The following is a 14,081-nucleotide window of genomic DNA, read 5'->3' on the forward strand; positions in this document are numbered from 1 at the left end:
ACACTAAAAAAAGAAGGCTGTCTTTTCAGACAGCCTTCAATTCAACCAATTTGTATTTAAAATTTAACCCGTTGGGTATAACTAATAAAAAAAATCATTTAACACATAGAAACATAGATTATATGTCTGTAAAAGAATACAAAAAGAAACATGTTTTTTACACATAGTTGCCTCTGTGTGTTTGAAATGAGTGAAACGTCTTATTCAAGAGTATTAATTCTATGTATCTATATGTTTAAAAATAACTGCACTTAATCGGTTAAAGTTTATTATTTAATTATCTTTTTATCAGGCTGTGCCGCACCATCTACTTTCACCTTCAAAAAGTAGAAGCCACTGGCAAAAGTACTGCCATCAATATTTATAGTATCGTCGCTACTATCATAGGATTGAGCAAACACATTTTGTCCTAAACTGTTATAAATTAATACCTCTACTTTTTTCCCCGAAAATAAATCAGAACTAATGTTTATGACATCATTAAACGGATTTGGATAAGCTGTAAAGGCTGCTTTACTTTCAAAATCTACAATACTCAAAGTAGGGAAAGTGAAATTTTGAACGGTGTCCGGAGTTTTCACTGAAGCTTGCGGTTCTGTGCTGTAGGCATATCGTATTATGGCAAAACTTTTCCCGTCTGCACTTACTGCTCCTTCAAAATAACCGTAATACACTGCTCCGCCTTTAGCAAATGCAAATCCAATAAACCCAGTTTTTCCATTCCAGCTGCTATAAGATGTATCGCTCATAACAGCATCACCTGATGAATTTAAGTTACTGCTGCCTCCAATCATTTGACTGGTTCCTATGTAACCAATGTTAGCTGTTCCCGTTTCGGTAACTAATCCATTACTACTTAAAAATTTCAAACCATTAGCACCGGAAAGCAATTTAAATTCGGTATCGTTTCCATCTACCTCAGCAGTAATTCTAAATGAACCCGAAGGGCTGGCAGTCGAAACTACTATCGGAGTCGGTAAATCTACTTTAACGACAACATAAGCATTTGTAAAAGTAAAATCAGTAGTGAACGATTTATTCTCTAAAACTGCTGTTCCGCCGGTTATAGCAGGATCTAAAAAGGTAATTGTGGCTGTAGCAGCATTGGCGGCCTCATTAGCAATCGCTTTGCCCTGATAACTTACCTGAACCGTAGTATTATTGAGTACACTCACACTAGCCGTTAAACCCGATGGTAAACCTGTTATAGTAAAATCTGTCCCCTGAACTAAATTCCCTGAACTTTTTGTAAAAGTACCACCATTTGTTGTCAGCTGTACCGTAACCGTCGTTGTAAAAGTTCCGTCATTAGTTAATTTATCTTCGGTAATTACTGTTGGCGTATTGGTCATCTTAACCACACCTAACTGGAGTGGCGTAGTAATTGAAGTCATAGGAGCTGTATTATAAGCATATTTGCTGATCGTATAACTCTGACCATTGGCACTTACAACTACTTCGAAATAACCATAATAAGGCATTCCATTCTTAGTATATTTAAAACCGATAAAACCAGTTTTACCATCCCAAACCGTATAAGAACTGCTTCTTAGAGTAGGAACTCTTGTCCCAATCCAATTGCTTGCTGCCCCAATTGTAACGTTATAGCCTAAGTACGAGATATTGTTAATTCCTTGTTCGCAAACCAAATCCTTATCGTAATTCTCCAGCTTTAGGTCATTGCCGTCAATAAATAAACCATAACTGGCATTATCTGCCTCTGCCGTAATATTAAATGGATTCCATTTAGAACCTGTAACAGCTACTGTTAAAGGAGTTGGCAGATCAACATAAACAATTTTATAAGCATTCTTAAAAATAAGCTTAGTTGTAAAATAATCCGTATCAAGAATCGCAGCTCCTCCGGTAATGGCAGGACTCAGAAAAGTAACCGTAGCCGTGGTCGTATTTGAAGCTTCATTGGCCGTTGCTTTACCTGTATAACTCAACTCGGCTGTTGTACTGTTTATTAAAGTAATTTCAGGAATCAAACCTGCTGGCAATCCTGTAACAGTAAAATCTGTTCCCAAAACTAAATTCCCTGAGCTTTTTGTAAAAGTCCCGCCATTGGTTGTTAACTGAATGGCGATTTTTGTTTCAAAACTTCCATCATTAGTTAAAGCATTTTCATTGATTTCATCCGGTGTAGTGGCTAAATGAACCGAAAGATCTGCCGGAATATCTTCAGTGAGTATACCTGCCAGAGGTTCTGTATTATAGGCATATTCTAATAATGTATAAGCAGTTCCCTTGGCATTTACTTTAACCTTAAACCAGCCGTAACAAGGTTCATCCGCTATTGTAAATTTAAAACCAATATAACCGGTCTTTCCATCCCATGATTTGTACGCGGCATTTCTTAAATTGTGCAGATTAGGATAACTTCCCCCTTCAACAAAGTTACTATTGCCATCAATAAGCTGATTAGCTCCGATCAGACTCATGTTTAGAGAATTACCCTCACAGACTATAGATTTTGTATAGGTTTCTAATTTAAGATCACCTTTATCCACAAAAACTCCATAATCCTGCTGATCCGCATCGGCAGTAATTCTGAAGAATTTCCAGGTATTTTCTGCATCTACTGTATAATTCAGATCTTTCACATGTACAATCGCGTATGGATCTCTGAAATTAATTTTGACAGTGGCAACTGAATTTGATAAAACTGCTGTCCCGCCTGTAATAGCAGGATTCAAAAATGTTACTGCTACCTGAGTACTATTTTCTTTCAAATGTAGGGCAGCATTTCCTGTAAACGCCAATTGTACTTCGGTAGCGCTAATTACATTTAATTTAGCGGTCAAACCAGCCGGAACACCAGCGATAGTATAATCCACTCCGGGAGTCAGCACTCCTGAACTTTTGACAAAAGTTCCATTATTCGTCGTTAGTTTAAAAGACGAAATCTGAGAAATGCTTCCATTATTAACAGCACTTTCCGAAAGAGAAGCCGGAGAAACACTTAATGCCACTTTATCCGTTATTCCGGTATAAATGGTTCCGCCCGGTTGTGTGTTATAAGCATATTCTACAATACTGTATCCTGAACCGTCTGCAGCAACAACTGCTTTTAACCAACCGTAACATTTTTCTCCATCAATGGTGTATTCAAAACCTAAATAATCCGTTTTGCCATCCCATGCCTTATAAGAGGAAGTTCTTAAATCTAATTGGTTGGGATATGCTCCCGGTGCCGTGAAATTACTGCTTGCATTAATGGCGGCATTAAAACCCAGAGGAATAATATTATTGGTACCGCTATTGGTTACCAGTCTTTTTCCATAAGTTTCAACTTTTAAATGATTGGCTGCAAATCGCCAGGCACCATATTTTACATCATCCCCTTTTTCAAGAGCAAAGTATTTCCAGGTAGAAGTTGGTGTAACCGTCATGTCCGGTATATCAACATAGAAAATACCGTAAGGATCTCTAAACTTAAAATTCCAACTCAAACCATCGCAAAGCATCCCACTCACTCCTCCATTTAATGCAGGGGCTAAAAATGTAATTCCACCGCTGGTAGTATTACTGGCATTATGATTCGCTGCCGTGCCGCTTATCGTAACGGTAGCCTGATTACTGCTGTTTATAACAATTGCAGCACTTAAACCAGCCGGTAAATTAGAACTGAAATCTACTCCGGAAGTTAAAGCTCCTGACGATTTCGAAAAGACAGCTCCATTTAAAGTAATTACAGCATTGCCCGTGACTGTTCCGTTATTAGCAATATCTTCTTTAAAACTGGTAACATTTGTGGTTACACTGCTTCCGGTTGAATTAACACCAGTATCAATCAAATTTTGTGCTGACCATAATGTTTTTCTTGCGGAGTGCTGTAAAGCGGCAAGCATTCTCGCTACCTGCCCTTGTGTAAACATCTTACTGCATCCCTGAGCAGCATTATACCCCATGTAATTCTCTATATTCACTTTGTCACCGTCACAATTCGTTCCCGGTACACAGCCCAAAGAATGTTTTCCATCTTCTTTTGGAGTATCATCCACTTCATCAGTACCTGTGCAGCCGCCATCAAAAGTGTGGATCAAATTCAGGAAATGCCCAAACTCGTGAGTCAGTACCGAGGCAAATTCTTTATTCGTATTTTCTCCCAGATAAGCTCCGTTATAAACACATCTTGCCAAATTATTATCGGACATCCAGGAATCCGGATACCAGCAGACTCCTGAATTATTGGTAGCTCCATCAGCATACAAATCATTCTGAATGTAAACGTTCATATACTTGTAATTGTCCCAGGCATCTGCCTGAATTTGGCTATCGTACCCGCTCCCGTTACCATATCCGTCTTTTTTTCTTTCAAAAATTACTCCGGTCGTACATTTTCCATTAGGATCTATCTGCGCGAGTTTAAACTCAATATTTAAGGTTCCCCTTCTGGCCTGAAAAAATGGTTCTACGGTATTAAAGTCATCATTCAAACCCTGAAAATCCTCATTAAGACGTTGTAAAGCTGTTTGTATTTTTTCAAGAGTAACTGTTTTACCATTAAACGATGTACCGTACACATGAAAAACAACCGGTATCGTATAAGTAGTATTTACCGAACTTTTATGGGTCTTAAGCTTTTTAGCGTATTCTTTACTAAAAAAATTAAACGCTTTACTTTCTTTTAAGGAACCGGGGTGGTTCTTTAATTGTAAGTCATTGACCTCTTTTGTGCGACAGCTGTGTGAAGGCTCGATTAGATCCTGTGCTTTAACTCCCTGCATACTCCAGAGACAACACAATACTAATAAAAGTAGTTGTTTTTTCATAATACTTGTTTTTGGTTTAGCTTTGTTATTTTGTTAATTATTTACAACACACATAATTTAAATCTTAATTTATTACGATTTAAATCAAGATATTCAACTTATTATAGGAATTAACTTTTCAAATCTAACTTTAACCCAAATGTTATCTTTATGCTATATTAGTATGAAATGATATTATATTATTGTTTTTCAGTGAAATCCTGTTTTTTAACACTACTTATCTTTATTTTCGAAAGTTTAGTTTAAAAATGGAATAGATTTTTTCATAAAAAAAACTCTTAAACTAAGTTTACAAATTGGTTTTGAATGTTTTGTAATTTCGCCTTTATAAATCCGGAATTCTAATCTGATAAAATAGTTCAATCACAACAATATGAAATAAGAAAATACGTTCAATAAGTTCTAACTTTAATTACAATATGGAATATTCAAAAAATTACACAGCTGCAGACGCACACATAGACATACAAGGCATCATGGACGGTTTGTACTACCCTTTTTATATGGAAGAATGCCGTCACGACTTTGTGAAAGAGGTTTTAGGTTTTGATTTTGTGCAACAGGCTGAAAATGGCGTATTTATGGTTTTATCTGAATACAGTATCAAATTTATCCGTTCGCTAAAAAAAGATGACAATTTTGATGTTACCTGTGCTGTTTATACTGATGCTCAAGGATTACCGCGACTGCATTTCAAACAATCGATTGTAAAAAACGGAAAAACGATGGCGACGGCAGTATTTACAGGAACCTGTATTCCCGCTACCGGAGGCAGACCTTATCTGCCCGAAGAATTGAAAGCTAATTTTGCTGATGCACCTTCTTTACAGCTATAGGTTCAAAAGTAACCATAAAAAGGGGCTGAAAGCCCTAAAGCATTAACATTGTGCGAAGCACTATGAATTAAAGCAAGAATCACTGCGCCCTGAAAGGGCAAAAGCAAATAAAAAATCCCAAACTCCAGTTTTAATTGGAATTTGGGATTTCAAAAAATGCTTTCTTATATTTAATCTAAAACGAAACTTACGTTTACGTTTGCTGTAATTTCAATTTCTCCAATTGCAAGAGTTTCATGTTCAGCACCACCTGCAGCACTATCCATAGCCATTGATTTCATAGCATACATTGGTCTAGGATTGTATACCTGAGAATTGTCTGAAATTGCAATCGCTTTACCTACTTTTTGACCTAAAACTGAAACGTAGTCTTCTGCTTTTGCCTTAGCATCTTTAATAGCTAATTTACGAGCTTCTGATTGGTGCTGTGCTAATTTAGAAGATTCAAAAGAAACATTATCGATGCGATTGATTCCTTGTTGTACCAAACCTTCCATTACTTCATCATACTTAGATAAATCTTTCAATACAATTTCTACAGTCTGAGTAGCATTATAACTTGTTTTCTTTTTTTCGTAATCGTATTGCGGATTAAGCGAAACTTGTTTCGTTTTGTAATCAGCAACAGGAACATTCATTTTTTTAATAAATTTCAAAACAGCGTCAATTTTTTCGTCGTTTTGTTTTTTGACATCTTTAGCATTATTCCCTTTTGTTTCCACCGTAGCTGAAATACAAACCTGATCTGGTGCTATTTTTACTTTTCCTTCACCACTTACATTGATTTGAGGAATTTGTTTGGCTTCTTGAGCGTAAGACATAGTCATAAACATGATTGTTAAAAATAATACTACTTTCTTCATTTTTATTATATTTAAATTATTTGATTAGTGACCTTTCAAAAGTTGTGCCATTGTTACAATTTCCCCAATTTCGCCATTACAAAAAGGATCAAAATCGGGATCGCTAACAATATTACCATCATGCTGTGATCTACAAATAAAGATGGCTCTTTGATCAAAGTTATGAAATATCCTCCAATAGCACCTCCAAAATGTGCTGTATGTCCGATATTATCATTTTTAGCCTTCATTCCGTATATCGAATACAATAAATATAAAATTCCGAATAAATAAGCCGGCATTGGTATGACAAAAAAGATTCCCAGCATCATATCCGGCTGTAACAATATGGCGGAGTATAAAACTCCCGTCACTGCACCCGATGCTCCTACCGCACGGTAACTGTAATCGTTCTTATGAAACAGCATCGTCAATAAACTTCCGAAAATTAAACTTCCGAAATAAATCAACAAAAAGGAAAAATTACCCAGCCACTGCAATACCACCGGAGCAAAAAACCAAAGGGTAAGCATATTAAAAAGTAAATGCATCGTATCGGCATGTAAAAAACCGGATGATAACATTCTGATTTGTTCTCCTGAGCGAATACTGCCTACATGAAACTCATATTTTCTAAAAAAAGCAAGATTGTTGAAACCCTGATAACTAATCAAAACATTGGCAACTATAATTCCAATCAAAATGGTATTCATAAAAAACTTTTAATGTGAATTGTAAATATAATCATTCTTAAACATATGTTAGCATCAATTCAAAATATCAATGGTAATTCATTTTTACTTTATATTTGTAAAAAAAACAATACATGCAATTTCTCGTTTATATAATAGCCTTCCCTTTTCTTTGGCTTATATCTATTCTTCCTTTTCGAATATTTTACTTGTTTTCTGATTTTGTCTATTTAATCATTTACAGAATTGTAGGCTACCGCAAAAGAGTGGTACGCGAAAACTTAAGACTTACTTTACCGCATTTAACTGATGCTGAACGAAAAGAAATCGAGAAAAAATTCTACAAACACATGTGCGATATGTTTTTGGAAATGATCAAAACCATGAGTATTTCACCTCAGGAAATGGAAAGAAGATTCAAAACTACCAATCTTGACCTGGTAAACGAATATGCAGAAAAAGGAAAAAGCACAATTCTGGTAGCAGCACACTACGCCAGTTACGAATGGCTTTTGACGATTAATCCTAAGCTTGCTTTTAAGGGTATTGCGGTGTATAAAAAAGTAGCCAATCCGTACTTTGACAAATTGGTTCGAAAAATTCGCTCGAAATACAATACTGAAATGGTCGAAACCAGAAAAGCAATTCCGACAATGGCTCAAAACCAACGAAAGGGAATTTTAAGCATGTACGGTTTAGCAAGCGACCAATCGCCTAAACTGGACCGAATTTTTCACTCGATGAAATTTATGGGAATTGAAGTTCCTGTGCACACCGGAGCCGAAATGCTGGCCAAAAAATACGGCCTGAGTGTCATTTTTGTAAAAGTAAAAAAAGTAGCCAGAGGTTACTATGAGGCTACCTTCGTACCGATTGCAGACAATCCGAATGATTATGAAAATTTTGACATTACAGAGAAATATCTAAGAGAAGTAGAAAAACAAATTTACGAAGCTCCTGAATTCTATTTGTGGACACATAAAAGATGGAAACATCGGGTAGAGTAATTTTTTGTTGTAAAATGTGAAAAAGTATTTCAGGTTTCAACAGCAAAAACTCACTATTCACTATTCACTTTCGAGTCTTTAAAATAAAAAAACACCTTTTTCACTAATTGAAAAAGGTGTTTTTTGTTTGTATTGCAATACAAAATTAAATTCCTGCAATTGCTTTTATTTCGTCAATGATTCGAAGTGCCAAGACATCCGCTTTTTCCTGAGAAGGAGCTTCTGTATAAATTCTGATGATTGGCTCTGTGTTTGATTTTCTTAAATGAACCCATTCTGTAGCAAAATCAATTTTTACACCATCAATTGTACTAATGTCTTCGTTTTTATATTTTTCGGTCATCGCTACCAAAATCGCATCAACATCAATTTGTGGGGTCAATTCAATTTTATTTTTACTCATATAATATTCCGGATAAGAAGCACGCAATGCCGAAACTGACATCTTTTTATTTGCCAAATGTGTCAGAAATAAAGCAACTCCTACCAAGCTATCTCTTCCGTAATGAGATTCCGGATAAATGATTCCACCGTTACCTTCTCCTCCAATAATAGCATTGTTTTTTTTCATTAACGCTACCACGTTTACTTCACCAACAGCGCTGGCTTCATATTTACCGCCATGAGCTAAAGTTACATCGCGTAAAGCACGGGATGATGACATGTTTGAAACGGTATTTCCCGGAGTTTTACTCAAAACATAATCGGCACAAGCTACTAAAGTATACTCTTCTCCAAACATTTCTCCATCTTCAGAAATAAAAGCTAAACGATCAACATCCGGATCAACAACTACTCCTAAGTGTGCTTTTTCTTTTACTACCAATTCAGAAATATCCGTTAAATGCTCTTTCAACGGTTCCGGATTGTGAGGAAAATGTCCGTTTGGTTCGCAGTATAATTTTACGACTTCAACACCCATTTGTTCCAATAATTTTGGAATGATAATTCCTCCTGAAGAATTCACTCCATCTACTACTACTTTAAACTTAGCGGCTTTTACTGCTTCAACATCCACCAAAGGCAAGTTTAAAACCTCGTCGATATGAATATCCATGTAAGCGTCATTCACCGTAATTTCACCTAAACTGTCAACATCGGAAAAATCAAAAGCTTCTGCTTCTGCGATTTCAAGAATTTTTGCTCCTTCTTCTCCGCTTAAAAATTCCCCTTTTGCGTTCAACAATTTCAAAGCGTTCCATTGTTTCGGATTGTGAGAAGCTGTTAAAATAATTCCTCCATCTGCTTTTTCTAACGGAACAGCAACTTCTACAGTTGGTGTTGTAGAAAGTCCTAAATCAATTACATCGATTCCTAAACCTATTAGAGTATTTACTACAAGATTGTGAATCATTGGTCCTGAAATTCTGGCATCACGACCAATTACCACCGTTAATTTCTCTTTTGATGTGTTGTTTTTCAGAAAGGTACCGTATGCTGATGCAAATTTTACAGCATCAACAGGAGTCAGGTTATCTCCTACTTTACCACCGATTGTCCCTCGTATACCTGAAATTGATTTTATTAAAGTCATTTTTGTGAGTTATGGTTATTCTTAAGTACAAATATAAAAAAGTTACTAAGATTCTAAGGCGCTAAGATTCTAAGTTTTCATATTTTAAACATGAAGCTATCTGTCATTCGTTAAAACGATGTCAAAAAGTTTTTATACTTTTACTAAAATTACACAGTGTCTTCACAACTAAGAACCTCACAAACTTTAAAAACACATGAATTTCCTAGCCCATATCTATCTTTCAGGTGAAAATGATCTGATTAAAATTGGCAACTTTATGGCCGATGGAATTCGCGGTAAACAGTTTGAACACTTTCCTGAAGATGTTCAGAAAGGAATTCTTTTACATCGTTTTATAGATACTTATACGGATTCTCATGATGTTTTCAGACAAAGCACCAAACGTTTACATGAAAAATACCATCATTATGCCGGTGTAATTGTCGATATCGTCTACGATCATTTTTTAGCCAAAAACTGGGAAAAATATTCCGATGAAAAACTGGACCGTTTTGTGAACCGATTTTACAGGTCGCTACACGAAAACTATCCTATACTGACTGAAAAAACGCAAGATCTGATGCCTTATATGATTCAGCACAACTGGCTTGTAAGCTATCAGACAGTTGAAGGGATTCATCGAATTTTAACTCAAATGGACCGAAGGTCGAAAAACCAATCCCAAATGCAATTTGCCAGCACAGAACTAAAGGAATTCTATCCGGAATTTGAACGTGAGTTTACTCTCTTTTTTGAGGATATGAAAAATCAGGCCAATCAAAAATTACTTTCTCTTTAATACTGCTTTTAACCAAACAAAAGCACCAAATAATACTTTTTAATTTTACATCAAGATGAAAAAAATAACTTTCTTATTTACGCTAATCTATATTAGCTGTACTGCACAGCAAAACCCAATAATACCAACCGGGCTTGTAGTTTCAAAAGCGATGGTGGTTTCAGCACGTGCAGAAGCTTCTAAAGTGGGGGCCGATATCATGAAAAAAGGCGGTAATGCTTTTGATGCGATGGTAGGTACCGAACTGGCTCTGGCTGTTGCTTTTCCGTACGCCGGAAATCTGGGCGGGGGCGGTTTTATGGTTTACCGAAAAGCCAATGGCGAAGTTGGATCATTGGATTATCGTGAAAAGGCGCCACTTGCCGCAACAAAAGACATGTTCCTTGATAAAGACGGAAATGTCATTAAAGGAAAAAGTACCGAAACGGCTTTGGCTATTGGTGTTCCGGGAACTGTTGCCGGAGTTTTTGCAGTTCATAAGAAACTAGGTTCTCTCCCAATGTCCGAAATTCTAAAACCTGTTATTGCCCTTGCCGAAAAAGGTGTGGTCGTGACCCTAAAACAGCAAAAGCAACTGGAAGCTTATCATGATGCCATTGTAAAAGTAAATGGTCCAAATACCCTTATGGCAGGAAAATTTAAAGAAAATGATACTATTAAATATCCAGCTCTGGCCAGTACTTTGAAACGTATTCAAAAGAACGGAAAAGATGAATTTTACAAAGGACAAACTGCTAAAACTTTAGTAAATTATATTCAGAAAAAAGGAGGAATCATAACGCTTAAAGATTTAGAAAAATACGAAGCCAAATGGAGAAAACCATTACAGTTTGATTATAAAGAACTCAAAATAACATCGATGGCGCCACCAAGCAGCGGTGGAATTTGTCTGGCTCAAATTATGAAAATGATCAGTCCTTTTTATTTATCTAAAATGGGACACAATACTCCGGAATCCATTCAGGTAATCGTTGAAGCGGAGCGAAGAGCGTATGCCGACAGAAGTCAGTTTTTAGGAGATCCTGATTTTGTAAAAATTCCGATGAATGCTTTATTATCTGATACGTATTTAAAAGACAGAATGTCGAATTTCAATGCCGAAAAAGCGAGTTTGTCTTCTGAAATCAAAGAAGGAAAAGTAACCTACAATGAAAGTACCGAAACCACTCATTATTCGATCGTGGATGCGCAAGGAAATGGTGTTGCTGCTACTACAACTATAAATGATGCATTTGGATCTAAATATTATTGTGATGAACTGGGCTTCTTTTTAAATAATGAAATGGACGATTTTAGTGCAAAACCGGGATCTCCTAATATGTTTGGTTTAGTAGGAAATGAAGCGAACAGTATTGCTCCGCAAAAAAGAATGCTAAGTTCGATGACTCCGACTATTGTCGAAAAAAACGGTAAATTGTTTATGGTGGTAGGTACTCCGGGCGGATCGACTATTATCACTTCGGTATTACAGGCAATTTTAAATGTGTATGAGTATAATTTAAGCATGCAGGAAGCAGTCAATGCTCCACGTTTTCACCATCAGTGGCTTCCGGATCTTATTACATTTGAGCCTGGTGCCTTTAGCAATGTTACAATTGACAAGTTAAAAGCCAAAGGGTATCTGATCAATGAAAAAAACGCTCCTGTAATTGGTAAACTGGATTGTATATTGGTTCTTCCAAACAACTCTCTTGAAGGCGGAGCTGATTTTCGTGGAGACGATACTGCGGTAGGTTTTTAATTTATTTCTATTAATTTATAACATTATAAACTAAATTTGTATTTCCCTAACCATTTACAAACGGCATGCTAAAAAAATATTTTAGAAAACTAGAAAACATTATCGCTTTAGGACAATCATTAATGACTCCAAAGCAATTTATTTTCCTGTCAAGCGTTTTAATTGGTATTTCCTGCTCCTTGGCTGTAATTGTTTTAAAAACTTTTGCCCATAGTGTTTTTTCTTTTGCCACTTATATCAACGGAATTTTAAAACTAAGTTTCATTAATAGTATCCTGCCAATTATTGGTATTGTACTTACTGTCTTTGTGATCAAAAGAGTTTTGAACGGAAGCATCGAAAAAGGAACTTCACAAATACTCTATGCCGTTGCCAAAAAAGCAAGTATTATTCCCAGAAAACAAATGTACGCGCAAATCGTTACCAGCTCGTTAACGGTTGGTCTTGGAGGTTCTGCAGGTTTAGAAAGCCCTATTGTGATTACAGGAGCTGCTTTTGGATCGAATTTCGCCCAAAATTACAGACTCCCTTATAAGGATAGAACTTTATTGATTGGATGTGGTGTTGCCGCCGGAATTGCCGCGGCTTTTAACGCTCCTATTGCCGGAGTTCTCTTTGCCATCGAAGTTTTACTGGTAGACGTAAGCATTTCTGCCTTTACTCCTATCATGATTTCGGCTGCAACAGGCGCTTTAGTTTCAGCTATCGTCTTAGATGAAACTATTTTATTGTCTTTCAAAAAGCAGGAAGCTTTTAATTATCATAATATTCCGTTCTACGTTCTTTTAGGAATACTAACCGGTTTCATGGCGGTTTATTATGCTCGTAATTTTCAAAGAATTGAGCATTATTTTGCCAGTTTAAAAATTGGAGCTTATAAAAAAGCCTTAATAGGTTCTTCATTATTGGCCTTACTTATTTTTATTTTTCCAACATTATTTGGTGAAGGTTACGAGAGTATCAAAACACTTTCTGAAACTGATCCGGGGAAAATATTAAACAATACCTTATTTGAAGATTTCAGAAACAATCAATGGGTTTTACTGTTGTTTGTAGGATGTACCATGATGGTTAAAGTTTTTGCTTCGGCACTTACCCTTGGAAGCGGCGGAAATGGTGGTAACTTTGCTCCCTCCCTATTTCTGGGGTCCTATTTGGGGTACTTTTTCTCAAAGTCCATTAGTCTTATTGGTCTGTCAAAACTTCCAATCAGTAATTTTACAATGGTTGGAATGGCCGGAATCTTAAGCGGATTATTCCATGCTCCCCTAACTGCCATTTTCTTAATTGCCGAAATTACGGGTGGTTACAGTTTAATGATTCCACTAATGATTGTATCTTCAATCAGTTTTGCCATTTCCAAACGTTTTGAAAAATACTCCTTAGACGTTAAGGGCTTAGCTAAAAAAGGACACGCTTTTACAAGTAATAAAGATTCCAATATATTATCGACTTTAGACATCGATACGATCATCCAATGTGATTATTTAACAGTGCATCCGGATGAAAATTTAAGTAAACTGGTCGATCTTATCTCGCATTCCAACCAGGTCGTCTTTGCTGTTGTAAACAATGAAAAAGAACTTGTTGGTATCGTTCATTTTAATGATATCCGTGAAATTATCTTTAATGCTTATCGCGTCAAATACACTTCCATTAAAGATGTGATGAAAACACCGGCAGTCACTATTTCTTCTTCTGACAGCATGGAAATTGTGATGAGCAAATTCGAACAATCCAAAACAGCCTTTCTTCCCGTTATCCGAAATGAAAAATACTACGGCTTCATTTCCAAATCAATAGCATTGGAAGCCTATAGAACCAAATTGCGTTCCATGACAATAGAGTAAGCTTAATATCGGATAGATGA

9 protein-coding genes are annotated in these 14,081 nt (G+C 36.2%); 5 read left to right on the plus strand and 4 right to left on the minus strand.

The features are described from left to right. Nucleotides 1-269 precede the first annotated feature (269 nt). Nucleotides 270-4,778 carry a zinc-dependent metalloprotease gene (locus tag ACAM30_RS00180; protein WP_369616673.1) on the minus strand — a complete coding sequence of 1,503 codons (4,509 nt, stop codon included), beginning with the start codon at nucleotides 4,776-4,778 and terminating at the stop codon, nucleotides 270-272. Between the two features lie 419 nt (nucleotides 4,779-5,197). Between ACAM30_RS00180 and ACAM30_RS00185 the strand changes: the two genes are divergently transcribed. Continuing rightward, nucleotides 5,198-5,614 carry an acyl-CoA thioesterase gene (locus ACAM30_RS00185; RefSeq protein ID WP_369616674.1) on the plus strand — a complete coding sequence of 139 codons (417 nt, stop codon included), beginning with the start codon at nucleotides 5,198-5,200 and terminating at the stop codon, nucleotides 5,612-5,614. A 170-nt stretch (nucleotides 5,615-5,784) separates the two neighbouring features. Here ACAM30_RS00185 and ACAM30_RS00190 read toward each other — a convergent pair whose 3' ends face one another. Further along, nucleotides 5,785-6,477 carry an SIMPL domain-containing protein gene (locus ACAM30_RS00190; protein ID WP_369616675.1) on the minus strand — a complete coding sequence of 231 codons (693 nt, stop codon included), beginning with the start codon at nucleotides 6,475-6,477 and terminating at the stop codon, nucleotides 5,785-5,787. 53 nt (nucleotides 6,478-6,530) lie between these two features. Next, the gene (locus tag ACAM30_RS00195) at nucleotides 6,531-7,169 is read right to left on the minus strand and encodes a rhomboid family intramembrane serine protease (protein ID WP_369616676.1); all 639 of its coding nucleotides are present in this window, start codon (nucleotides 7,167-7,169) and stop codon (nucleotides 6,531-6,533) included. A gap of 113 nt (nucleotides 7,170-7,282) precedes the next feature. Between ACAM30_RS00195 and ACAM30_RS00200 the strand changes: the two genes are divergently transcribed. Further along, complete coding sequence (locus tag ACAM30_RS00200; protein WP_369616677.1) at nucleotides 7,283-8,155, plus strand: lysophospholipid acyltransferase family protein; 873 nt, start codon at nucleotides 7,283-7,285, stop codon at nucleotides 8,153-8,155. A 145-nt stretch (nucleotides 8,156-8,300) separates the two neighbouring features. On the opposite strand, the gene glmM is transcribed toward ACAM30_RS00200, so the two are convergent. Next, nucleotides 8,301-9,689, minus strand: a complete 1,389-nt coding sequence (glmM, locus tag ACAM30_RS00205; protein ID WP_369616678.1) for a phosphoglucosamine mutase — start codon at nucleotides 9,687-9,689, stop codon at nucleotides 8,301-8,303. Nucleotides 9,690-9,885: 196 nt separating this feature from the next. Here glmM and ACAM30_RS00210 point away from each other — a divergent pair, with 196 nt between their 5' ends. The 3 genes from ACAM30_RS00210 to ACAM30_RS00220 all read left to right on the plus strand — a co-directional run bounded on the left by ACAM30_RS00210 (nucleotide 9,886) and on the right by ACAM30_RS00220 (nucleotide 14,061). Continuing rightward, the gene (locus tag ACAM30_RS00210; RefSeq protein WP_369616679.1) at nucleotides 9,886-10,470 is read left to right on the plus strand and encodes an ACP phosphodiesterase; all 585 of its coding nucleotides are present in this window, start codon (nucleotides 9,886-9,888) and stop codon (nucleotides 10,468-10,470) included. 55 nt (nucleotides 10,471-10,525) lie between these two features. Continuing rightward, nucleotides 10,526-12,211 carry a gamma-glutamyltransferase gene (ggt, locus tag ACAM30_RS00215; protein ID WP_369616680.1) on the plus strand — a complete coding sequence of 562 codons (1,686 nt, stop codon included), beginning with the start codon at nucleotides 10,526-10,528 and terminating at the stop codon, nucleotides 12,209-12,211. A 65-nt stretch (nucleotides 12,212-12,276) separates the two neighbouring features. Next, nucleotides 12,277-14,061, plus strand: a complete 1,785-nt coding sequence (locus ACAM30_RS00220) for a chloride channel protein (protein ID WP_369616681.1) — start codon at nucleotides 12,277-12,279, stop codon at nucleotides 14,059-14,061. Nucleotides 14,062-14,081: the final 20 nt, after the last annotated feature.

The organism is Flavobacterium sp. CFS9 (genome assembly GCF_041154745.1).
Taxonomy (GTDB): domain Bacteria; phylum Bacteroidota; class Bacteroidia; order Flavobacteriales; family Flavobacteriaceae; genus Flavobacterium.

Excerpts from the sequence above, each read along its gene's own strand:
- ggt (WP_369616680.1), top strand. The coding sequence starts at position 10,526 with ATGAAAAAAATAACTTTCTTATTTACGCTAATCTATATTAGCTGTACT.
- ACAM30_RS00190 (WP_369616675.1), bottom strand. The coding sequence starts at position 6,477 with ATGAAGAAAGTAGTATTATTTTTAACAATCATGTTTATGACTATGTCT.
- ACAM30_RS00185 (WP_369616674.1), top strand. The coding sequence starts at position 5,198 with ATGGAATATTCAAAAAATTACACAGCTGCAGACGCACACATAGACATA.
- ACAM30_RS00195 (WP_369616676.1), bottom strand. The coding sequence starts at position 7,169 with ATGAATACCATTTTGATTGGAATTATAGTTGCCAATGTTTTGATTAGT.
- glmM (WP_369616678.1), bottom strand. The coding sequence starts at position 9,689 with ATGACTTTAATAAAATCAATTTCAGGTATACGAGGGACAATCGGTGGT.
- ACAM30_RS00180 (WP_369616673.1), bottom strand. The coding sequence starts at position 4,778 with ATGAAAAAACAACTACTTTTATTAGTATTGTGTTGTCTCTGGAGTATG.
- ACAM30_RS00210 (WP_369616679.1), top strand. The coding sequence starts at position 9,886 with ATGAATTTCCTAGCCCATATCTATCTTTCAGGTGAAAATGATCTGATT.
- ACAM30_RS00200 (WP_369616677.1), top strand. The coding sequence starts at position 7,283 with ATGCAATTTCTCGTTTATATAATAGCCTTCCCTTTTCTTTGGCTTATA.
- ACAM30_RS00220 (WP_369616681.1), top strand. The coding sequence starts at position 12,277 with ATGCTAAAAAAATATTTTAGAAAACTAGAAAACATTATCGCTTTAGGA.